The 23,410-nt window shown below is 41.9% G+C and carries 18 protein-coding genes and 1 pseudogene; 4 read left to right on the top strand and 15 right to left on the bottom strand.

Going from position 1 to position 23,410, the window contains the following annotated elements:
- Positions 1 to 172: 172 nt before the first annotated feature.
- From ABF638_RS09965 to ABF638_RS09955, 3 genes are all read right to left on the bottom strand, one after another.
- The gene (locus tag ABF638_RS09965) at positions 173 to 409 is read right to left on the bottom strand and encodes a 2Fe-2S iron-sulfur cluster-binding protein (RefSeq protein ID WP_435022429.1); all 237 of its coding nucleotides are present in this window, start codon (positions 407 to 409) and stop codon (positions 173 to 175) included.
- 122 nt (positions 410 to 531) lie between these two features.
- Positions 532 to 2,016: a cobyric acid synthase CobQ gene (gene cobQ, locus ABF638_RS09960; protein WP_435022427.1), complete on the bottom strand. Its 1,485-nt coding sequence runs from the start codon at positions 2,014 to 2,016 to the stop codon at positions 532 to 534.
- 411 nt (positions 2,017 to 2,427) lie between these two features.
- Entirely contained in the window at positions 2,428 to 2,832 is a 405-nt protein-coding gene (locus tag ABF638_RS09955; RefSeq protein WP_069072670.1) for an Npun_F0494 family protein, read from the bottom strand.
- Positions 2,833 to 3,024: 192 nt separating this feature from the next.
- On the opposite strand from ABF638_RS09955, the gene ABF638_RS09950 reads away from it, so the two are divergent.
- Complete coding sequence (locus ABF638_RS09950; RefSeq protein ID WP_069072671.1) at positions 3,025 to 3,462, top strand: peroxiredoxin; 438 nt, start codon at positions 3,025 to 3,027, stop codon at positions 3,460 to 3,462.
- A gap of 192 nt (positions 3,463 to 3,654) precedes the next feature.
- Here the strand turns inward: ABF638_RS09950 and ABF638_RS09945 are convergent, their stop codons facing one another.
- From ABF638_RS09945 to ABF638_RS09925, 5 genes are all read right to left on the bottom strand, one after another.
- The gene (locus ABF638_RS09945; protein WP_435022424.1) at positions 3,655 to 4,053 is read right to left on the bottom strand and encodes a hypothetical protein; all 399 of its coding nucleotides are present in this window, start codon (positions 4,051 to 4,053) and stop codon (positions 3,655 to 3,657) included.
- Positions 4,054 to 4,089: 36 nt separating this feature from the next.
- Positions 4,090 to 4,977 carry an ABC transporter permease gene (locus tag ABF638_RS09940; RefSeq protein ID WP_435022439.1) on the bottom strand — a complete coding sequence of 296 codons (888 nt, stop codon included), beginning with the start codon at positions 4,975 to 4,977 and terminating at the stop codon, positions 4,090 to 4,092.
- Positions 4,978 to 5,094: 117 nt separating this feature from the next.
- Positions 5,095 to 6,114 carry an ATP-binding cassette domain-containing protein gene (locus tag ABF638_RS09935; protein ID WP_435022422.1) on the bottom strand — a complete coding sequence of 340 codons (1,020 nt, stop codon included), beginning with the start codon at positions 6,112 to 6,114 and terminating at the stop codon, positions 5,095 to 5,097.
- Positions 6,115 to 6,249: 135 nt separating this feature from the next.
- Entirely contained in the window at positions 6,250 to 7,251 is a 1,002-nt protein-coding gene (locus ABF638_RS09930; RefSeq protein ID WP_435022420.1) for a choice-of-anchor A family protein, read from the bottom strand.
- Positions 7,252 to 7,850: 599 nt separating this feature from the next.
- The gene (locus ABF638_RS09925; protein ID WP_435022418.1) at positions 7,851 to 8,348 is read right to left on the bottom strand and encodes a pentapeptide repeat-containing protein; all 498 of its coding nucleotides are present in this window, start codon (positions 8,346 to 8,348) and stop codon (positions 7,851 to 7,853) included.
- A gap of 273 nt (positions 8,349 to 8,621) precedes the next feature.
- Between ABF638_RS09925 and gcvT the strand changes: the two genes are divergently transcribed.
- From gcvT to gcvP, 3 genes are all read left to right on the top strand, one after another.
- Complete coding sequence (gene gcvT / locus ABF638_RS09920) at positions 8,622 to 9,758, top strand: glycine cleavage system aminomethyltransferase GcvT (RefSeq protein ID WP_435022437.1); 1,137 nt, start codon at positions 8,622 to 8,624, stop codon at positions 9,756 to 9,758.
- Positions 9,759 to 9,883: 125 nt separating this feature from the next.
- The gene (gcvH, locus tag ABF638_RS09915; RefSeq protein WP_069072677.1) at positions 9,884 to 10,273 is read left to right on the top strand and encodes a glycine cleavage system protein GcvH; all 390 of its coding nucleotides are present in this window, start codon (positions 9,884 to 9,886) and stop codon (positions 10,271 to 10,273) included.
- Between the two features lie 172 nt (positions 10,274 to 10,445).
- Positions 10,446 to 13,406, top strand: coding sequence for an aminomethyl-transferring glycine dehydrogenase (gene gcvP, locus ABF638_RS09910; protein ID WP_435022416.1), 2,961 nt, complete (start codon positions 10,446 to 10,448; stop codon positions 13,404 to 13,406).
- Positions 13,407 to 13,565: 159 nt separating this feature from the next.
- Here the strand turns inward: gcvP and ABF638_RS09905 are convergent, their stop codons facing one another.
- From ABF638_RS09905 to ABF638_RS09875, 7 genes and pseudogenes are all read right to left on the bottom strand, one after another.
- Positions 13,566 to 15,155, bottom strand: coding sequence for an alkaline phosphatase D family protein (locus ABF638_RS09905; protein ID WP_435022414.1), 1,590 nt, complete (start codon positions 15,153 to 15,155; stop codon positions 13,566 to 13,568).
- Positions 15,156 to 15,381: 226 nt separating this feature from the next.
- Positions 15,382 to 15,933 (bottom strand): PEP-CTERM sorting domain-containing protein, encoded by a 552-nt coding sequence (locus ABF638_RS09900; protein WP_435022412.1) that lies wholly within the window; start codon positions 15,931 to 15,933, stop codon positions 15,382 to 15,384.
- Between the two features lie 681 nt (positions 15,934 to 16,614).
- Positions 16,615 to 17,487 (bottom strand): SDR family oxidoreductase, encoded by an 873-nt coding sequence (locus ABF638_RS09895; RefSeq protein ID WP_435022410.1) that lies wholly within the window; start codon positions 17,485 to 17,487, stop codon positions 16,615 to 16,617.
- A 78-nt stretch (positions 17,488 to 17,565) separates the two neighbouring features.
- Complete coding sequence (locus ABF638_RS09890; RefSeq protein WP_435022408.1) at positions 17,566 to 18,309, bottom strand: tetratricopeptide repeat protein; 744 nt, start codon at positions 18,307 to 18,309, stop codon at positions 17,566 to 17,568.
- A gap of 689 nt (positions 18,310 to 18,998) precedes the next feature.
- Positions 18,999 to 20,711: pseudogene (gene crtO, locus ABF638_RS09885) on the bottom strand (beta-carotene ketolase CrtO); the annotation flags it as partial.
- Positions 20,712 to 20,797: 86 nt separating this feature from the next.
- Entirely contained in the window at positions 20,798 to 21,556 is a 759-nt protein-coding gene (locus ABF638_RS09880; protein WP_435022406.1) for an LmeA family phospholipid-binding protein, read from the bottom strand.
- Between the two features lie 102 nt (positions 21,557 to 21,658).
- Positions 21,659 to 23,035, bottom strand: coding sequence for a cytochrome P450 (locus ABF638_RS09875; protein ID WP_435022404.1), 1,377 nt, complete (start codon positions 23,033 to 23,035; stop codon positions 21,659 to 21,661).
- Between the last annotated feature and the right edge of the window lie 375 nt (positions 23,036 to 23,410).

Genomic DNA, 23,410 nt, shown 5'->3' with positions numbered 1-23,410 from the left:
GGATGAGGAAGATATCAATTCAAAATGACGCTCTCTACGAGACGCTGCGCGTAGCTTGCTTCTCTGTAAGAGTACGCGGACTCGCTAACACTGCGCTAAAAAATTCAAAATTAAAGAACTTCTGCCTTCTGCCTCCTGCCTTCTTCCTCCTACTGTATTTGTTGGAAGTCCCTTACCAAGTTGGATCGCTAAACAAATTAATTGTTAATTCCTCGCGTGGTGGTACTGCGGTGATACAAGCGCGGATGATTTCTCCATCCTCTAACTCCACAGTGCAAGCGTGACAAGACCCCATAAGACAACCGGTGGGAATAAATACCCCAGCCCTCTCTGCTACATCTAAGAGGGCTTCTCCCACCTCGGCATCTACTGTGACATCATCTGGTAAAAAGCGGACACAAACAATCATCAGTGTTACGCATTTAATGTAGTCTTGTCATTCGTCCTTTGTCAGTCGTCCTTTGCAAATGACCAATGACAAATGACAAATGACGGTCTTAACGAAAAATTTGCATTTCAACGTATTTTAGCTTAAGACAAAAACAGACTTAAATCTAAATGGCTTTCAACTTCAGTGGCTAGGGAGTCCAAAATCTGCTCTCGCTGTTCTCGATAGTTAGCAACACCTGTGGGCAAAGATTTTAAACCGCGCTGTTGACGGAGGCGATTTAACCAAGCCCGTCGCCAAGGGCCGTTATCAAACAACCCGTGAAGATAACTTCCCCACACCGATTGACAACTATCCACTAATCCTAAATTAATATCGTCAAATAGGGCATGGTAGGATTGGGGGTCGATGCCTTGTTGTTCGATGCGCGATCGCCCTTGGTGGATTTCAAAGCCATTGACTGGCAAGCCCTGTTGCGGATAATTTGAGCTAACTTGGCGCTGGCGGGCGATTTTTTGTCCTGTAATTACAGTTCTAATTGGTAAAAGATTTAACCCTTGAAATCTGCCAGCTTGTCCTTCTATCCCTTCTGGATCAGCGATGATTTGACCAAGCATTTGATAACCACCGCAGATACCTAAAACCGTCCCACCAGAAGCAGCATAGTTTTGGATGGCTTCTGCCATACCACTTTTTTGCAGCAGTAGCAAATCAGCAATGGTGGTCTTTGTACCTGGAATAATTACGGCATCAGGATGTCCTAAATCTTGCTTAGGACTTAAGTATTTTACTGAAACTGTACTTTCTGATTCCAGTGGGTCAAAGTCGGTGAAGTTGGCAATTCTTGGTAAGCGGATAACGGCAATGTTGAGATCCGTTTGGGCTTTATTCGACGACGATTGACGTTCTAGCAGATCAAGGGAGTCTTCTGCTGGAAACATTTCTTGCAAGTAGGGTATAACACCGATCACGGGGATACCTGTCCGTTCTTCTAACCATTTTATCCCCGAATCTAGGAGCGATCGCTGTCCTCGAAACTTGTTAATTACTACACCCTTAATTAGAGCGCGTTCATCCGGTTCCAATAACTCTAGAGTGCCTACTACGTGGGCAAAAGCACCACCCCGATCAATATCAACTACTAACATTGTTGGCGCATTCAAATATTTCGCCACCCGCATATTAGTTAAGTCGCGGTGCTTGAGGTTAATCTCTGCTGGACTACCAGCACCTTCACAAACCAGCAAATCAAATTCTGTTCCTAAATGCTGTAGTGATTCTTCAATTGTCCGCCACCCCATTTCAAAATATTGCTCGTAGTAATCCGAGGCACTCACTTTACCTACAGACCTACCTTTAATAATTACTTGGGAGGTCATATCTCCTTGGGGTTTGAGTAAAATTGGGTTCATTTCTACCCAAGGCACTACTCCCGCCGCCCAAGCTTGTACTGCTTGGGCATAGCCAATTTCTCCACCACTGGCAGTGACATAAGCATTTAAAGCCATATTTTGACCTTTAAAAGGAGCCACTCGCCAACCACGCCGCGACAGAATACGACAAATAGCTGTGGTTAAAAGTGATTTCCCTGCATGGGATGTTGTCCCCACTACCATAATTGATTTCATAGTTGCTATTTAGTTAGTTTTTCTAGATAAGGGTGAATTTTAGGAGTGAATAGTCACCAGACAATCCATCCATCATTTAAAAAGCAGGAGCAGGGAGCAGGGAGAATGGAGCAAAGGGAAAATTCCTCTCCTCTATACCCTTCACCCTGCCTCTCTGCCTCTTTTCCATGCCCAATGCCCCATGCCCAATTCCCAATGCCCCATGCACAAATTTAAGTCAAATGATTATGGTAAAGACTTCATGAATAGATGTGATGTTTCCGTATATATTGTTCCCTTTGATTCCCTAATCCTAACTCTTTGGTTTTTTATTCTCAGGACTTACGCAAACAATAGCCTAAACACTGATTTTCATGTAGGGGCAATTCATGAATTGCCCCTACAGCGTATAGTTTTGCGTAAGTCCTAATTCTAAAAAGGTATCCGTAACCAACGAATCACAATATCGGATAAACGATCGCGCCATGAAGCAGTCCGCCAATTTTTTCCCTGGTACTGTTCCACCAACTGGCGTCCCAAGGGAGTGAGGCGAAAACTATCTGTAATCCCCTGACCATCGACTTCTCGACGCAATACACCCACTTGAATCAGCCAGCCCAAGGCGTTATCACACGCTAATTCTGATAAAGGGCGCTTAGTATAGCCCTGCTTGAGTCCATTTTCTAGGGCGATCGCAGCTAATGACACACTCTGGTGTCCCATGACTTCAAATAAAGATACGTTAAAGGGTGAACACACTAGCGATCGCTCGGCTCTTTCTACTGTGCTCTGAGGATAGACAAAAATATTTGGGTTTTGGGAATCAACAGCAGGCATTGTGTATGGGTAGAAATTTTTCTTCTCAAAAAGATTAATTTTAGAATTGATTTTTTTGTAGCAGATATTTTATTTAACCAAAATTAGTTACCTAAAGTATAGTTCTGCTATTTTTTGATAATTATATTTAATCATTATAAATTAATGTAAAATTTCAAGTGCATCAACAATCTGAAACAGGAAAGGTTAATTATGCCTCTAGCAGTTGGTACGGATGCACCTGCATTTACCACCAAAGATACAAACGGCAACACAGTCTCTTTATCTGATTTTGCCGGAAAGACAGTCGTTTTGTATTTTTACCCCAAGGATGACACGCCAGGCTGCACCAAACAAGCCTGTAGTTTTCGGGATGCCCAGTCTCAATATCAAGGAAAAGATATTGTAATCTTGGGAGTCAGTGCAGATGATGAAGTCTCCCATCAGGCATTTACCCAAAAATATAATTTGAATTTTCCCCTACTGGCTGATAGCGACAAATCCCTCATCAAAGCTTTCGATGTGGATGGCGGCGGTTATGCCAAGCGCGTTACTTACGTAATTGACCCTAGCGGTAAAATTACCCATGTTGACACCAGTGTAAATACCACCACCCATGCTAGCGATGTTTTAGCTGTACTAGGGTTGTAGTTTTTTACCTGATAACTAAGGATTTTTTAACTAGTCTTAACCCCAAGCCTTAGTAGTGTGTCAAGTTTAAATTGAGAAACAAGTTTGTAGTAAGGACTTTAGTCCTTATTTTCTAAGCACTGAAGTGCTTACTACAAACCCTCAAAACTAGCTTAGGCTTTGTACTAAAGGTTTGGGGTTATTTGTTTGATTTTAGTTACCTGATGGTGCTGTAGCCGGTGGTGGCGTAACTGATGGTAGTGTAACCGTTGGCAAACTGGGGGTTGCTTGCTGTTGTTGACCTTGAATTAGTTTTTGTTGCCTTGCTTTAAATGCTGCTGCTGCTGAGTCTAATTTTTCGTTCTGCTGGTCAGAATTCCAGTTGAGAGTACCGAAATTCGCCCGATGAATCAGATCAAACATATTGAAATTATCTGAGTTCGTGCGGGAGAAAGGGTCGGTATTTTGGTCTGTTGTACTATTACTGGGAAAAGCATCGGCTGGGCTGCTGATTTGAGCCGAACTGGGTTGAACCATAAGCAAGGAAGTAAAGCTGATTCCTGCCACGGTGGCCACAAGGAGTCTAGTAATTTGTAAAAATGGTTTTTTCATGGGATTTTGACGCTAAAATTGCTCTATTTTATCTCTTTAAGCAAGAGTCCGCCGCAGTTGGGGTTGAATACTCAACAAGGCGACAAGGGCAAAGCCAAACAACACCAGCAACGCTCCCCCAAAGGTAACATCACCCCAAGGAGCTTGCATTACTACACTACCTAGTCCCCAATGACTGTGGAGATAGAGATAGCGAATTGGTTCGATCGCATAGCTGAGAGGATTCAAGGTAGCGATAACCTGCAACCACTGAGGCATGAAGGATAGAGGAGCTAAAGCAGTACTAGCAAACAATAATGGTAGATTAGTGACAAAAATCACTGCAATCAATTCAATGTGTCCGGGTAGAGCGAAAGCTAAACCGAGGGAGATAGCTGTAACACCCAAAGCTAAGAGTAAGACAATTAGAGCGATCGCACTTAAACCTACTGCATCTGGTAGTCCAGCCCCCAAGAATGCCGCTGCCGCTACAATCACCGCTGCTTGCAGCAAACTTTGGCTGATGATGAAGATGGCTGAAGCAAAGACAATAGAAAAGCGCGATGCTAAGGGTGCCACCAGTAAACGATTCAAAAAGCCAAACTCGCGGTCAAACATTACCGGCAAACCAGCATTTAGCGCCCCAGCAAAGGCTGTAAACACAATTATGCCAGCGGCTAAAAATTGACCATAATTTGTTGTATTGCCAAATATACCCTTGGGAGCATTTTGAAACAAAGCCCCAAACAGTATCAACCACATTACTGGCTGAATAATTCCAGCAACCAAAGATGAGGGACGGCGTTGCAACTGAATAAACAAGCGACGAGTTAAAGCCAGCGTTTCTTGCACCAATTCACCGAAAAAGTTAGGTTCAGCATTAACATCTGCTAGCGGCGATGCTAGCGGCTGCCAATTGATATCAGATTTAGGAGTAACACTCATAGCAATTTTAGATTTTGGATTTTGAATTTTGAATTTAGATAGGGCATTGGGAATTGGGCATTGGGCATTGGGCATTGGTTATTTCTCCCCCATTCCCCATTCCCCATTCCCCATTCCCTATCTCATATTCTGCTTCTTCTCAGCCTTGGGATCGCGAGTGGCAACGGCTGCGAGTTCTGCATCCATGAGGGTGCGTCCTGTGGCGGCGAGGTAAACGTCATCGAGGCTGGGGCGAGATTGGGCGATGCCAAAGATGGGCAAGCCAGCAGTATTCAGCGCTTGCTGTATGTTAATCAGAACATCGTTTTGAGGTGTCACCACCAAGTTAAGGGAATTCCCTTGAGCGCTGTTGATGATTACTTCTTGGACAAAGGGCAAAGGTTGCAAGAGATTTTTGGCTTTTTCTGCTTCCTCAATGGGAGAAAACTCGCGGATTCGTAAGGTGATGCGATCGCCACCTACTTGATCTTTCAATTGTGAAGGTGTCCCACTGGCAATCACAACGCCGCGATCTATAATTGCCACGCGATCGGCTAGGGCGTCAATTTCTTCTAAGTAATGGCTGGTAATTACTACCGTCGTCCCAGAGGCACGTAATTTTCTCAGGAAATCCCATACCACAAAACGGGTTTCTATGTCAAGCCCCACAGTTGGCTCATCCAACACCAAAACATCCGGTGCATGGAGCAACCCAGCAGCCAAGTCTAGGCGCTTGCGTAAACCGCCAGAGTAGGTTCCTGTCTTTTTATTGGCGTATTCTTGCAAACCGAGTAAATCTAAGACTGTCTCAATGCGCTGTTTGGCTATTGCGCCTGGGAGGTGATAAAGTGCCGCTTGCAATTGCAGCAGTTCTTTTCCAGTCAACACTTTATCTATGGCGACTTCCTGAGCTACATAGCCTAATCGTTGTCTTGCGACTCTGGGATTATCTAACACAGAGATGCCAGATACTTCGATTTTGCCAGCATCCGGTGTGGTGAGTGTACACAAGGCACGCAAGGTAGTAGTTTTCCCAGCACCGTTGGGGCCAAGTAAACCAAAAATTTCTCCTGGTTCTACCTGAAAGGAAACATCCTGGACGGCAACCACTGTACCGTAGCGTTTTTGCAGATTTTGAATTAAAACGGCGGGAGCCATGACAGCCTATCCCCAACTATACAAATCTCAATAAAGTCTATCCTTATTGTAGAAGGTAGGGAGCAAGGAAATAGCGCATGAGCGAAAATCTGTAAATAAGTTCGCGTCATGCGCTATGCTGCCAAAAATTTTTAATTATTTTAGGCAAGTTGTTTGATTACGTTTGTAGCGAAATAAACCAAATGCTACAGCAATTAATCCTAATCCTGGAAGATTTGCTGGTTCTGGAACCGGAGTCGGAGTAACAGTCGGAATCGGAGCCGGAGTCGGAGGCTGAGTGTAGTACTTAGTTGGGACATCTGGCAAATCACCATTAAACAGATAGTTGTGAGACTCACCATTTCCTGTCAAGGAAGCTACTACCACATTGCCGTTAACTTGACCGTTATTGAAATTGAAATTAGCCAAAGGAGCAAGAATACTACCTTCGATGCCAATCCCACTAGCAGTTAGGTTTGTTGCTTCATAGAAGTTGTAGATCACCTTTTGTTTATTTGTGCCAATGATATTGAAACCAAAGTTTTGCAAGGACACATCCTTACCGCTGATATTGACAACGATAGTCGAATTGGCATCCCCCTTAATTTCAAAATAGTTTGTCTTGGAGACAGATGAGCCAGCAAGATTAAAAACATTGAAAGCAGTACCACTACCACTCAGGTTAATAGCACCCCAAGGTTGAACTGTTGTGTTACCAGTAGGAGTCAAGGTTGCTAAATATTCAGATAGCGATCGCAATTCTTTCCCTGCTGCATCAAAGTCGATAGGATTACCCTGGCTGAGGGTTCCCTGTGGAAATCCCACATTGCCGGAAACATTAGCGCTACCTCCGTAGACAGCATTACCGTGGTAGACTTGACCGTTGCTTAAAGATAAGTTTTGCCCAGCTACTACGACGTTACCGCTATTGCCAGAAAGTCTGCTTCCTAGTCCGCCAACGAAATTCACGTTACCGCCAGCAGCAAGTTTTCCTTCAATATCTGTATATTGTTGAGAGATATCTCCCAAAACAAATACATTGTAATCAGAGGCAGCGCCTAACTCAACTGCATTCGCTCTTGCCGAGAAACCCAGCGCCAGAGTAACTACAATTGGAGCGGCTACTAGTCCCCAAACATAATTGGTTTTGGATGTCATCTTTTGTTTTAGGAATCATCAACATGATCCTATGGGTATAAATCAAAGATGGCATTAGTCTGCTAGCTCTTTTTATTGAAGTTTCATACCTGGGAGAATACTGTATAGTTTTACCTAAAATATCCATTCAACCGCAGATTTACTGTTGACTAAAACGCCTAAAAAACTATTAGCAATGGCGATCGCATTTGAGGTGGTTGCTACTGCCAGTAGTGAGCTAATTTCGGCACAATCCCTATGTTAATCGACACTTTATTTGATGTCAGTAAGTAGATGGGCGTAAATAAAGTTAACTGGTAAGGGTCGTCATTTGTCCTTTGTCATTCGTCATTAGTAAGGGTTTTAGGAGTGTTTACTTTTAGTAAAGTAGTTTAGTTTATTCCCACTTACTTAATGCGATAGGACTCATTTTTGATTTTTGAAAAAACACCGTACAGATCAGAAAGCTTTCTTGCCTATTGCCTACTAATGGTATTACTAAAATTGGCGAGACAGTTACTCAGACAGTTTCACATTTGCTGGCAAGTTATTTTTTAAATTTTGGATTTTGAATCTTCAATCCCAAATCCAAAATTTAAAATCTAAAATTCGTTGACAGTCTACTTACATCCTAAAGAGTTGCGAGTATCGACACCAGTTTTAGAATTCACACCACTTGCCTTAACACAAAGTTTTTTCACTTGTATCCCATCTAAAATTGCATTCGTAAAATCAGCACCCGTGACATTCACATCATCAAAAGTGGAACGCAGCATCATTGCATCAGTCAACACAGCATCACTTAAATCAGCATTCTTAAACCTTGTTAGATAGGCTATGCCTTCACTAAAATCAACACCATGCAGATTTACTCCCTCCAATACGCTACCGTTAAACACACCGCCACGTAAGTCAGCATTGCTAAAATTAGCATTCTCTAATTTGAGATTAGTAAACTCAGTGCCAATTAAACTTTGACCAGAGTAATCTTTGCCCTTAAGTTCATCATTACCCACAGAACGGGTAATACTGGAAGAACTTGCAGCTTGCGCCGATAGGGGAAAGCAAAAAAGAACCATAGCTAAGACAAAGCTCGCTAACAGTCGCCAATATTTCATAATGTCTTCTTAATAAATCTCAACACTTGCACCATTAACTATTAAACCTCACAGAAGGCGACAAAGGGGATGAGGGAGTGGGGAATGAGGAGCAGGGGGCAAGGGGGAGAATAAAAAATTACCTCTTTCTCCTCTGCTCCCTGCCCCTCTGCCTCTTCCCCATGCCCTAATTTGATACATAAGACTGTAAAACCAGAAAGCATCTCGTAGGATGATAGATGTTGAGGTGCGATGCCTAACGGCAAGTTGCTCCGCATCTACGCAAAATTACCTGTGGCTAATCAAGAAGACAACGCCCAATCTCTGGCGCGAACCCCTTTATATCAAGTGGGTGTAGAACTCAAAGCACGATTTACTAGCTTTGGGGGCTGGGAAATGCCTGTGCAATTTAGTGGCATTAGCCGCGAACATGAGGCTGTAAGAAATACAGCCGGAATGTTCGATATTTCCCACATGGGCAAATTTACCCTCCAAGGTAAAAACCTGATTTCCCAACTCCAACCATTAGTGCCTTCCGACTTGAGTCGTTTGCAACCCGGTCAAGCACAATACACCGTATTGTTAAATCCCCAAGCCGGAATTATTGACGACATCATTGTTTATTATCAAGGTGAAGACGCTGCTGGTATACAGAGAGCATTCATCATAGTCAATGCGGCAACCTCCAATAAAGATAAAGCATGGCTATTGCAACACCTTGACCTGGATAAGGTGCAATTCCAAGACCTTTCACCAGATAAAGTCTTAATTGCCGTACAAGGGCCAAAAGCGATTAAATATCTCCAGCCCTTAGTGCAAGAAGACCTACAACCAATCAAAGCCTTCGGACATCTAGAAGCAACCCTACTAGGGAAACCTGCCTTCCTGGCCCGCACAGGTTACACCGGAGAAGATGGCTTTGAGGTAATGGTAGACCCGGATGTAGGAGTAGAATTGTGGCAAACCCTCAATAAAGCTGGTGTTATTCCCTGTGGACTCGGTGCGAGAGACACTCTACGCCTAGAAGCGGCGATGGCACTTTACGGACAAGATATCGATGACATCACCACACCCTTAGAAGCAGGTTTGGGCTGGCTAATTCACTTAGATACCAAAGGCGATTTTATTGGTCGGGAAGTTTTAGCACAGCAAAAAGCCAGTGGAGTGCAGCGCCGATTGGTAGGTTTGCAAACCCAAGGACGCAACATTGCTCGTCACGGCTATCAAGTGTTATCCGCAGGTAAAATCGTGGGAGAAGTTACCAGTGGAACTCTGTCGCCCACACTTGGTTATCCCATTGCCTTAGCCTACGTTCCCACCCAGTTAGCAACTGTTGGTCAGCAGCTAGAAGTTGAAATTCGTGGCAAAGCTTATCCAGCAGTTGTGGTTAAACGTCCTTTTTATCGGTCAAAAAATCGTGTCACCAACTAACAAGCGCCAGGGTTTTTGAGGAATAATGTGTTGTGAGTTACTCAATCTACAGTAAGGTTCATTACCAGACATGGCTTGGATGACTGTTAGGGCAATAATTTTTTTGATAAGGGAGAGGAAGTGATATGTCTTTTGAATATCCTCAAGATTTCAGATACCTGGATTCTCATGAATACGTGCGAATAGATGGTGAAATTGCCACTATAGGCATTACTGAGTTTGCCGTACATGAGTTGGGTGATATCGTCTTTTTGGAACTGCCAGAAATTGGCGATGCTCTTACCAGAGGAGAAAACTTTGGCACAATTGAATCAGTAAAAGCTGTTGAAGAACTGAATTCACCAGTAACAGGCACAGTTATAGAACGCAATGAAGCCTTAATTAATTCTCCCGAAGAAGTATCAGAAGACCCCTACGGAGAAGGATGGTTTTTGAAAGTGCGTGTCAATGACCCTGGTGAAGTTGAGGATGCGTTGACAGCAGATGAGTATCGCGCCCAAGTAGAAGGCGAGTAGGAGTGCTGAGTGCTGAGTGCTGAGTGCTGAGTGGAAGAGTAGGTGAGTGGAGGAGGTAATTAACAATTACTCTTATTCACCTATCCAATATCTTCCGAATCGTCAGTCTTCAGCCCCCAGTTTAAGAGTATTTATTGCAAAATATGAAATAGTACCATCTGGAGAGTAATTTGTGGTATTGAACGCCCCTATTCTCAAGTCTAATGAGCAGCAAGTGCTGGACGAAAAAAGTCAAAAGTTAAGTAGTTTTGTGCCAAGACACATTGGCCCTAACTCCGACGACATCCAGCTTATGCTTAAGGTTTTGGGGTTTCCCAGCCTGGATGCTCTAATCGACCAAACAGTTCCACAGGCAATTCGGCTGAAGCAACCGCTAAAGTTACCAGAAGCAGAAAGTGAGTATGCAGCACTGGCATCGTTAAAAAAAGTTGCTGCCAAAAATCAGGTTTTCCGTTCATACATTGGTATGGGCTATTACGACAGTATTACCCCACCTGTGATTGGGCGTAATATCTTAGAAAACCCCGGTTGGTATACTGCCTACACTCCTTATCAACCCGAAATTGCCCAAGGGCGACTAGAAGCGCTGCTGAATTTTCAAACCCTGATTATTGATTTAACAGGTTTGGAAATTGCCAATGCTTCATTACTGGATGAAGCCACAGCCGCCGCTGAAGCGATGAGCCTAAGCTATGGTGTCTCCAAAAATCAGGCAAATTCCTATTTTGTCTCTGGTGATTGCCATCCCCAAACCATTGATGTGTTGCAAACACGTGCTAAACCATTGGGGATTAAGATTATTGTTGGCGATCATCAAACATTTGATTTTGATCAACCAATTTTTGGAGCTGTTCTGCAATACCCTGCTAGTGATGGCACCATTTACGACTACCGCGCTTTTATAGAAAAAGCCCATGCTAAGGGTGCATTGGTGACGGTAGCAGCAGATCCTCTAAGTTTAACTTTACTGACCCCTCCTGGAGAATTTGGCGCTGATATTGCTGTCGGAAGCACTCAGCGGTTCGGTATTCCTTTGGGGTTTGGGGGGCCTCATGCGGCATACTTTGCTACGAAGGAAGAGTATAAACGGCTGGTTCCAGGGCGAATTGTAGGTGTATCAAAAGATGCCCAAGGTAAGCCTGCATTACGTCTAGCCTTGCAAACCCGCGAACAGCACATCCGCCGCGAAAAAGCAACTAGTAATATTTGTACTGCACAAGTGCTACTGGCGGTGATGGCAAGTATGTACGCGGTCTATCATGGCCCTACTGGACTGAAGCAAATTGCCGAAAATATCCATTCTTTGACAGTGTTGCTGGCAGAAGGTCTGAAGCGTTTGGGTTACAGCATCGCTTCCAAAGATTTCTTTGATACGCTGCGAGTCGAACTGGGAAGACACAATTTAAAAGATATTTTGACAGCTAGCGAACAGCTTCAAATTAACCTGCGGGTTTTTGATGCAACTACTGTTGGTATTTCGCTGGATGAAACAACTACACCAGAAGACTTAATCGACCTCTGGAAGATTTTCGCTGGTACAGATGATTTACCTTTCACTTTAGAAGAATTAACTTCTTCCTCATCCTCACATCTCCCTCTCTCCCGTACAAGTACATATCTCACCCATCCTGTATTTAACCGCTATCACTCAGAAACTGAGTTATTGCGCTATCTGCACAAGCTGGAAAGCAAGGACTTGTCGCTAACGACATCGATGATTCCCTTGGGTTCTTGCACAATGAAGTTGAATGCAACTGCTGAGATGATTCCGGTAAGTTGGGAGGAATTTGGCAAGATTCATCCATTTGCCCCGGCGTCGCAAACGCAAGGTTATCAAATCCTATTCCAGCAGCTTGAGACATGGTTGGCTGAAATTACTGGTTTTGCAGGAATTTCTCTACAACCAAATGCTGGTTCTCAGGGCGAATACGCAGGACTTTTAGTAATTCGTCAATATCACGAAAATCGGGGTGAAGCACACCGCAATGTTTGTTTGATTCCCACTTCTGCACATGGGACAAACCCAGCGAGTGCGGTGATGTGCGGGATGAAAGTGGTGGCTGTCGCCTGTGACTCACAAGGTAATATTGATGTTGCTGATCTGAAGGCTAAGGCAGAAAAACACAGCAATGAATTAGCCGCCTTAATGGTGACATATCCATCAACTCACGGTGTTTTTGAGGAGCCAATTCAGGAAATCTGCGCTGTTGTCCACAGTCACGGTGGACAAGTTTACATGGATGGTGCAAATATGAACGCCCAAGTGGGAATTTGCCGTCCTGGAGATATTGGCGCGGATGTCTGCCATTTAAATTTGCACAAAACCTTCTGTATTCCTCATGGTGGCGGTGGCCCTGGTATGGGGCCCATTGGTGTTGCATCTCATTTAGTACCTTTTCTCCCAGGACATCCTGTGGTAGGGATTGGGGACTGGGGACTGGGGACTAGGAAAGAGGAAATACCCAATACCCAATACCCAATCCCCAGTACCCAGCATATTGGTGCTGTTGCGGCTGCGCCTTGGGGTAGTGCGAGTATCCTGGTGATTTCTTGGATGTACATTGCAATGATGGGTGCAGATGGTTTAACCCATGCAACTAAGGTGGCAATTCTCAACGCTAACTACATGGCTAAAAAACTGGAATCGTACTATCCGGTTTTGTATCAGGGGAAAAATGGTCTAGTTGCCCATGAGTGTATTTTAGATTTGCGATCGCTCAAAAAATCAGCTGCGATCGAAATTGATGATGTCGCCAAGCGTCTCATGGATTATGGTTTCCATGCGCCGACTGTCTCCTGGCCTGTAGGGGGTACAATCATGGTGGAACCTACAGAAAGTGAATCTAAGCAAGAGTTGGATCGTTTCTGTGATGCGTTGATTTCTATTCGCCAAGAAATTGCCGAAATAGAAGTTGGCAAGGTGGATATCCAAGATAATGTTTTGAAGAACGCGCCCCACACTGCCGAAAGTCTGATTACTGGAGAATGGAATCATCCCTATTCTCGCGAACAAGCTGCCTATCCTGCGCCTTGGACTCGTGAATATAAATTCTGGCCTGCTGTCGGTCGCATTGATGCAGCCTTTGGCGACAGAAATTTTGTTTGTTCTTGTCTGCCAATGGATGCTTATTAGTGAAGAGTTAGGAGTTAGGAGTTAGCAGTTAGGAGTTAAGAGTTTTAATTCCTAACTCCTCTTTATGAAAATGAAAACACAGATAGAAACAGATAAACACTGATGATTTACCTGTTTCTATCTGTTTTTGTTTGGTTCTAATACCTGGGAATTAGACGATTAGGCTTGTTGTATTTCTGGACGACCATCTTCAACCACAAATGAAGCCCGCTTACTAATCGTGCCAAATGGGGTTGTGACGTTTGACATAACTAAATAGTCTGTCTTCCAGGTTGTGGGAGTCAGGGCACAGCGAACATACCCCCGTTGATTATTGTAGAACTTAATGTGTGGATTATCGGGTAAGTAAGCTTGAACGTTGGGGTTGCTGTCTGCCCCATCGCCACCGGAGCTAATTGAGGTAGCGACGAATTCACTCCCAAGTGTGGGGGATTCTGGGTTATCAAAGTTAGCCTTCAGATTCATTGCCCAGTTAGAATGCACATCGCCTGCTAAGGATACTGGATTAGAGGGCTGGCGCTGTCCGAGGAAAGCCATGAGGCGATCGCGCGAAGCCACATAACCATCCCATTTATCCATGCTGTAAGTGCCGCCTTCCCCTGGTGTTGTGTCTCTTTGAGCAATTGGTACTTGCTGCGCCAAAACATTCCACTTCGCTTTTGAGTTGTTTAGACCATCGAATAACCAATCCTCCTGTGCCTTGCCGGTAATCGTTGCATTCGGATCTAAATTTTCTGGGCAACGTTCTTTAGTACCATCACCACAGGGCTGATCGGTGCGATATTGGCGGGTATCTAAAACATGGAAGGTGGCTAAGTTACCAAAGGAGAGCCGACGGTAAAGTTGCATATCGGGGCCAACGGGACGCGAGAAGGGGCGTAGTGGCATGTGTTCGTAGTAAGCCTGATAAGCAATAGCTCGCCGTTGGAGGAAAATTGCCCGATCCTGATCTGGTTCAGTATCAATTTCTGAAATATCGTTGGCGTAATTGTTTTCTACTTCATGGTCATCCCAGGTGACAATCCACGGAAACGCTGCATGAGCTGCTTGCAGATTGGTATCGGTTTTATAGAGGGCGTGACGGTTGCGGTAATCTTCCAAAGTCACAATTTCTGCACTGTTGTGCTGTCTGGGGCCATTATTTGAGATTCCCCCTTCATAGATGTAATCGCCAACATGGACTACTAAATCTAGGTCTTCCTGTGCTAGATATTTGTAGGCGGTATAGAATCCCTGCTGATAGTTTTGGCAAGAGACAAGGCCAAAGTTAAATTTATTCAAATAGCTATTTGCTAAAGGCGCTGTACGAGTGCGACCAATGGGGCTAGCGTCTTGACCGACAAGAAACCGATACCAGTACCAAGTATCAGATTGCAGTCCTTCTACCACAACTCGAACTGAATGAGCTAGTTCTGGAGTTGCCAGTACCGTACCTCTAGAGACAATCCGCCTCATATTAGAATCAGTTGCAACTTCCCAGCGAATTGGCACATTCAGAGGTGGCATTCCACCTCCGTTAAGGGGTTCAGGAGCAAGACGAGTCCAGATCACTACGCTGGTAGGATAGGGTTCACCCGAAGCTACACCCAAAGTGAAAGGATAATTGGAAAATCTGCTTCTTGCGATCGCTCTTTGCAGAGGAAATTGATTTGCGATCGCTAAACCAGATAATGCTCCTGCTCCGATAATTAAGTTGCGTCGTTTGATTCGACTGTGCAGGAAATGCTCAAAATTCCGGTAATCTACCATTCTCTACTCCTGACTAACAGGTAAGTTAAAGTACAGCAACAGCTAACACAAAGAAGGCAGGGTAATCGGAGGAAAACTTCGTCACTAATTCCCTGACCAAAATGAGATTTTAATTCCCAATTTTTTCTTCTGTTCTCAATGTGTTAGATGTTGTTTTCCCACATAAAAGCCTACTAACAAGAGATTAATCCTTGGCAAAGAAATTGTTAATATCAACTTAACAAGGTTAGATTTTCACCTTTTTCATTGATGCTACTTTTTTCTTCATCATCCAGCCAAGGCTACAAACAAAGAGAGTTCCAACTAAAGGTGTAGGTTCAGGTACTTGTCTATAAGAAACTGTACCTGATATCAATTCAGCGTCTGGAGAAGTTTTAGAGAAAATTGTAAAATCCTCACCAATAATTTCATAACTGATAGAACTGGAGGGATTAGCTTTATCATCGAACTGATAATCTAATGCAAAATATGTTTGTCCTGTTAAGGATATGCTTGGAAAGACAAGAGGAAAATCTGGGTAGTTGGCATCATCTTGTTCAGTGTAAACGGTAGAGTCGCCATCAAATTTGAAAGAGAGTGACTGAATGCTAGCTTCAGGATTATAGTCATTGCTGAAGGTTGAGTCATCAAAGCTAAAAAAGCCACTTCCCTTAGTTACTGGACTATCAACTGTGAAAGCATAATTAAGAATCGCAGCAGATGCAGATTTTGCATCTACGGTAGCAAAACCTAAAGTAAGAGTAGTAGCCGCAACCAATAATTTTGAAACCAATTTCATCTCAGTTTTCCTCACCATAAACTTCTCTAAGCAATTGCAACTACAAGTCATAAAAATAGCTTGTTTCTAAATTGCTTATTTTCCAAACAGATATTCATAACTATTTAGAACAGTTATGAAATCAATGTTTTTCTATTTTTCAACAAAAAGAAACAAGTCTCCAATTGTTTAGAGACACCCCATTTTAGGATTATGAGTTTAAGCAGACTTTAATCAAAGGTAAAAATAAAATTTAATTTAAGTTTGCCGATAAGCACAGGGAAACGCATCTAAATCAGGACTTACGCAAACAGTAGTCTGCCGCATATACCTTCAGTAAGGAGCTTATACCAATTTAATGTGAAGTTGCACATATCTCGATCCCCCTAAATCCCCCTTAAAAAGGGGGACTTTGATAGATAAGTAGTTAAACAAAATTAATTCACAAAATTAAGGCATGAAACCCTTATCCAGACTGGAAACTTATGTGTAAATAATTCTGTGCGATTACTTATTTTTCCAGTTCCCCCCTTTTTAAGGGGGGCTAGGGGGGATCTAATTCTATGCAGCTTCATACAAAATTGGTATTATGAAGGGTTAAATTATCAATAAAGCCAGGTTTTACGTTGCGTTCATGTAGCGTGCCGGAGATAATCGCATCCCAAAATAGCCTATTTACATTTTTAGTTTTAACACTTAGCCTTAACTGAATTGTATTGCCTCTAATTCTTCCCTTATAGATAAAGGTTGATACCCCAATGCAAAAGCTTTGGAACTATCCAAAGAAACATCTGCTGGTCTAGGTGCTGCCATTTTCACATCTTGTTGTCGGCAAGATTTGAGCTTGGTGGCAGAAAGTTGAAATACTTCCACTAATATCTGTCCAAAATCATAACGTGAAATCCTTTCTTTACCACCTAAGTGAATGATGCCGTTAACTTTTTCTAATGCTAATAAAAGTCCTTTAGCGGCAGTTGTTCCACTTACTGGTGTGCGAAATTCATCTATAAATAAACTTAGTTCTTCTTCGGCTTTTAAAGTTTGAATAAATGGCTGAATAAAACTTTTCGCTGTGGGGGTTGCTGCACCAAACATCAATGGCATTCGGCACACTGCGGTCATGGGATACCTTTCTAGCATATCTGCTTCTGCGATCGCTTTTTGCTCACCGTAAAGATTGACAGGACACACGGCATCTGTTTCTCCATAAGGGGCATTTAAGCCATCAAAAACTAAGTCGGTTGAGGTAAAAGCACAAGGAATAGAATTATCCGCGCAGAGTCCGGCAATATTGCAGGATGCGATAACATTAATTGCGTGTGATTCTTTAGGGTTAGTTTGACAAAAATTTGGTTGCGAATGTGCAGCAGCATGAATAACTGCTTCTGGTTTGACATCATTAAAGATACGTTTCAATTCCTGAAAGTTTGTTAAATTCGCTTTTAACATTTTCATGCCAGGAATCTCTAAAGGATGGGATAAATACGTGCCATAAATCTCCCATTCTTGTTTTGCAAGCTGGCAAAGATGCCATCCTAAGAAACCACTTGCTCCAGTGATTAACAATTTTTTCATGTCTAATCGTAAACCGCTCAAGAAAAAATCTTTGCTGTAGCACGCTTATATTCTACACTGAGCGGTGGTGACAAAATACTATTGCAGTAATTCCTGAAACTGCTTTTTACTACGCACTTTGTTAAAGTCTGGGTCAGTTTTTGCTAATTTCTTATATTTCTCAGGAACAAGCTGGATTGCTTTGTCTAGGTTCTTAATTGCTAATTCCAGGTTGCTTTGTAAAGCGTAAGAGCAAGCTTTGTTGTAATATGCTTGGTGCAAGTCTTGCTTGATAGCGATCGCTCTATCATAAGATGCAATAGCATCTTTGTAGCGGTGCAGCTTTGTCAGAGCTATGCCTCGGTTAATTAAGGCTTCATATTTGTCGGGTTGGATGGCGATCGCTTTGTCATAAGATGCGATCGCATCTTTGTAGCGTTGCAACGATGTCAAAGCTATACCACGATTGTACCAGGCTTCATATTTGTCGGGTTTGATAGCGATCGCAGTATCGTAGGATGCGAGAGCGTCTTTGTAGCGTTGCAACGATGTTAAGCCAATGCCACGGTTAATCCAAGCTTCGGGACTCTCAGCTTTGATAGCGATCGCTTTATCATAAGCTTTTATTGCATCTTCGTAACGCTGTCCATCTAATAAATTATTACCTTGATGAAAGAAATCTTCTGCTTTTTGCGTAACCTTTGCTTCTATGAAAAGTTGAGTTACATTACTTTCTTGCACAACTTGTTTTGTATTTTGTGTAGATGAGTTTGCCCCACCACTACAGCCAAATGCTAAGAAAACTATTAAGTTAGATGCAACTAAGTAGCGCCGAAAAACCATGCTGTACCTACAAAATTTATAAGATGATGTTAAAAGTTGTTTATTTTTTGATCATTATCAAAATACACTACTTTTTACCCATTAATTTCCTTATTTTTTGAGAAATAACTTGGTTTACGATGCATATAAGCTTATGAAAATCAAGCGTACATTACATTATCATATTAAATACACTTAAAGCAATTCCTTAGAACCTATTTCACTCAAAAACTATAATTTGTGTTGCTTTAAGTTGCCGCAGCTACGCCCGTCGTAGGCATCGCACTCATCTGGTAAATTTCTCATTTGATGAACAAGGGTGCGATCGTACTAGCTTTTTACTAAACAATGATGTTAATTGCTTCATCATGTCAAGCAATTATCTAAACTAATCATCATTCAAATTGCGTCTTTGCATCTTTATTGTGATTGAAACTATGCGACTTTAAAGCGCATCAACTTATCATTTGTTGGTGGGAAGATGCCAACTGTTGATTAATAATGATGGATATCAGCGTTACATTTATAAACGTTAAAGTTGAGTAATATTTTCCAAAAAATTATCGACTACAGCAGATGAGAGAATTCCTGAAAGTGCAACTTTTAGGCGTGACAGCAGGCCTTCATGTCTTTGTGATACCGAAATCATATTTTCAGTATCAAGACACAAAGGCACCAAATAGATTATGATAGGCTCTATTTTGCAAATTTTAAATGATACCAAATACTGACTCGACAGTTGACTTAATCGAATCACGAGCATCCTTTAAAGTTTGGCTAATAGGATGTTTCGCCTGCAAAAATACACGTGCACAATTGCGTCCCGGCATTCCCGAAATTGAACCACCTGGATGAGTCCCTGCACCAGTCAAAAATAAGTTTTCAATTGGCGTTTTGTAGTTAGCTATTTCTGGTAAGGGACGGAAAAATATCATCTGATCTAAAGTCATGTCAACATGGTAATAATTCCCTTTGTACGCACCTAATCTTTCTCCTAGTTCTGCTGGACTTTCTACACGACGGGCGATAGTTGCATTCTTGACATTCGGTGCATAGTCTGCCAACTTATCAATCACTCTATCTGCAACTTTGTTTTTCAATTCATCTGTCCAACCAGTACCTTTTAAACCAGTACCTTCTGCACCGGCAATTTGATAAGGGGCGAAATACTCAATCCATACAGTATGCTTGCCAGGTGGTGCTAATGTGGGGTCTAAATAACTAGGCATCACCACATACATTGATGGGTCAGCATCAGGAATCTCTCCCAAGGTACATTTACTATGAGCTTGTTCTACATGAGCTATGGAATCGGCAATCAAGATAGAACCAACGAGATATTCGTCTTTGTGAGCGTGATATGGAAAGCGCAGTGGTTCATCTAAAGCCAAATCTATTTTGAGGATAGTTTCGTTGTTGTTAACGATGCGGCGTTCTAATCTTTCCCACAAATCTGGATCGGCTGCATTAACATCACTTTTATCTGTCATTTGTAAGAACAACCGCTTGGCATCAATATTAGAAATAACCCCGTATTTAGCGCGATATTCTTTACCACCAGCTACTCGCACACCAACAGCTTTCCCATCATCAATTAAAACTTTTTCCACGTGTTGATCTGTGAGAATAACGCCACCTTTACTTGTGACTAAATTCACCAAAGCTTGCACAAGTGCGCCAGTTCCGCCGCGAGGTCTGGCCATCCCCGGATTATGACGCATTGCCATCATGATTGCACCAATAGCAAGGGTTTTTTGTGATGGCGGCGCACCAAGTTCTGATGCTAGTCTGGCTAATGGCGCTTTCAGAAATTCCTCATCAAACCACTCGTTAAGTAAATCCTCCGCACTGTTTAACATGGTGCGAATAAAGTCCAGCGTTTTGTTTGGCGAACCAATAACCGAAAATAAATCTTTCAGTTTTGTGATGTCGTAGTTACCAAGGATGTCTATAATTGACTTTGGCGGTGCATTAAACATGGGAATCATTGCACCTAGCGATCGCTGCCAAAAGTCTACAAATTCTGCGTATTTTTTGGCATCACGTTCATTGTAACGAGCAATTTCTGCACAAGTCTTTTCCACTGACTTATGTCCTAAGAAATACTTGCCATCAGGATGAGGACAGAAAACAACTGGATCACACTCCAAATAATGCAAGCCGTATTTTTCTAGTTCTAATTCTTCAACAACTGGCCCTAAGTGAATAAATTCATGGTCAATAGCACACAAATTGAATTTAAATCCAGGTGCTTCTTGGGGTAAACACTCTTCAGTTGTTGCTGCACCACCTGGTACAGAACGCTTTTCTAGTAACAGAACGCTATAACCAGCTTTTAGCAAATAAGCTGCACAAACTAGTCCATTGTGTCCAGCACCAATAAGCACAACATCATACTCTTGCATAGTTGTTATTTCAAAATAAGTAGCCTTTAAAAGCTTATAAAACTTTTAATAAATTTACATCACTCCCTAGTTACAAAAATTATCTTTAACCAGTTAAAATACTACTAAGGAGATAGGAAACTTGACGATGATGGTATTTGTCGCACTTGAGTTTCTATCATAAGTATTAAACTACCGATTTCTACTTCTATATCTTTAATAGAAAACGCTATATCCTCCCATTTAAAAGATGGTATGTTCATCAGTTCTTTAACTTTATGGATGAATGCTGTAATTAATTCTATTGAAACACCATCTCCCTCAGTGCAGTTAAAACTTTCCAGCATAGCGGGTTGGGAATGAGTCCGTGGACGAGCGATCGCAGTGTAAGCTAAAGGGCGAGTTTTTCCCATTTCCTTTAATAACACTTTTCCTTTACATTCTATTTTGCCATCGCCAGGTAAAAATACATGAATTTCTTCCGGCTCAAAACTCACAATTTCACCATCTACATTCAACTCAAAATTTTGCATCCAGCTACGAGCAAAGTCTGATGCCAAAGCGCGGTTAATATCTACTTCTGTAACTATAATGCGAGCTATGGCATTTACTGGCTCATTAAGTTCTATTTGACCAAAAATAGCGCTAAAGGGATTGATAGCAATACTATCTGTTTGTAGTTTTATTTCTTGTACGCGGATGTTTTCTTGGATTACTAATCCTTTTCCTGCAACCGAAACTCCATCCGCTTGTCCCTGAACTATTTTTAACAGATCGGTTTGTACATCTATTTCTATTTTTTCTGCTTCATCTAGCTTTTCAGATACTCTTCTTTCAGCTTCCTGCGATAAAAATTTTTCCTCCAACCGATGCTCATCAGGCATGAATTAATAAGCTCCTAAATGTCCTCTTACTATTTACTGTAAAGGCTGGATGCTAAGTAGCGGATCTACATTGCGGTATATACAAATTGGAGGATTGAGTAATTAAGTAGAAAGTATTGTTTGTCTTTTAAGTTTTGCCTTTTTGGTAACAACCATTTTTACACCGCCGCTAGGGACAATGGTAATACCACGACGGACTGGATACACTGGACGTTTATCAGTAAGGGTTAGTTGAAAATTCGATAATATTATGGCTGTTACTAATTTTAGTTCATACATGGAAAAGGCTGCACCAATGCAACCGCGATAACCTCCACCAAAGGGTAAATATTCGTAAGGTGAAAATTTTTGGTTGAGGAATCTTTCTGGACGAAACTGTTCTGGTTCTGGGTAAGTCTCGGCTCGGCGATGTGCTAAATAAATACAGGGAACTAAAACTGTTTCTGATGTAAATTTATGCCCCATAATTTCCACTCTGTCTTTTACCATTCGCGGTGTGCAAATTAAAGCAATAGGATGAATTCGCAGCGTTTCTTGACAGACGGCGGTGAGATAAGGTAATTGTATAATTGCTTCAGGACTTGTGAGACCATTTAAAGTGTTTAGTTCTTGCATTAGCCGATGTTTCACCTCTGGGTGAGAGTGAATTAGATAAAATATCCAGGCTAATACGCCAGATGTAGTTTCATAACCCAACAGCAATAATGAAACTAGCTGATCGCGTAATTCCTCATCTGTCATTTGTTGTCCATTTATGTCACGCGCTGACATTAGCATACTGAGAATATCTGTACGCATAGCAGTATTTTGCAAACGTCTTTCAGAAATTTCTGCATAGATGAGTTTGTCAATTTCCTCTCGTCTTTTTAAGAAAATTCCCCAAGGACTCCATGCACCTAAATCTCGTTGCAGCAAAGGAAAGAAAAACAGGCTAGAATACCAAGGTTTAGTTACGTCTTCTAACAAAGAACTCAATTTTTCTTTTAATTCTTGGTAACGCACACCATGAGTAATACCAAATACTACCTTTAGAATAATTTCTAAAGTGATATTTGACATTAAGTTGTGTATACCAATATCTGTACCTGATGTCCAATGTTGTGTAACTTCTTCAGTAATTTGGCAAATTGCTTGTCCATAAGATTTTAAATTATCGCCATGAAAGGCTGGTAGTAATAACTGTCTCTGTTGTTGGTGCGATCGCGCTTCTTGAAATACAATAGAATTTTCTCCAAACAAAGGCTTAAATACATGGGTTGCTTTCTTAAAATCTAACTTTTGTGCAGGTATAGCAAAACAATCACTAATTGCTTGGGGATGGCTCATAAATACTATTGGTGGTGACTTTAAACCCATTACCCGCATTGTGAAAATGTCACCGTACTTGGCAGAATACTTTTCTAGAGTTTTTGTGGGTTGAGCAATTAATTGCAGAGTTTGTAGCAATTCTAGTGTGTTGATATTATCAAGTACTTTCATTGTTTCTTCGATACTTTTATAATTTCCTAAGCTGCGATTAATCCAATCTGCTTGGTATAAGAATTAATCATCCCTAGCCTTCCTTAAAAAGTTGGGAATTAGAGCAAGCTTGAAAAAGTGTTTATGGTAATTTTCTAGAGTAGAATACCACTAGTTAAATCGTCTTAATAAATAAACACCATTAGCTTTTGCAATGATAATAATAATATTTTTGCTGAATATTTGGACGCATTTATGGAAAAATTACCTAAAATTTTTTTAGGTGTATACCCACTTAAATTATGTCTTTTGGTGATGTAAAAATGCCCTATATTGGTATATACATTCAGTCTTAAAAGCCATTCTTTTTACAGTTGCAATATATTAAAATCCCCT

The sequence above is a fragment of the Nostoc sp. CALU 1950 genome, assembly GCF_051172895.1.
Classification (GTDB): Bacteria; Cyanobacteriota; Cyanobacteriia; order Cyanobacteriales; family Nostocaceae; genus Nostoc; species Nostoc edaphicum_A.
The sequence above is the reverse complement of the archived record's forward strand: the minus strand, read 5'-3'. Positions and strand labels throughout refer to the sequence as shown.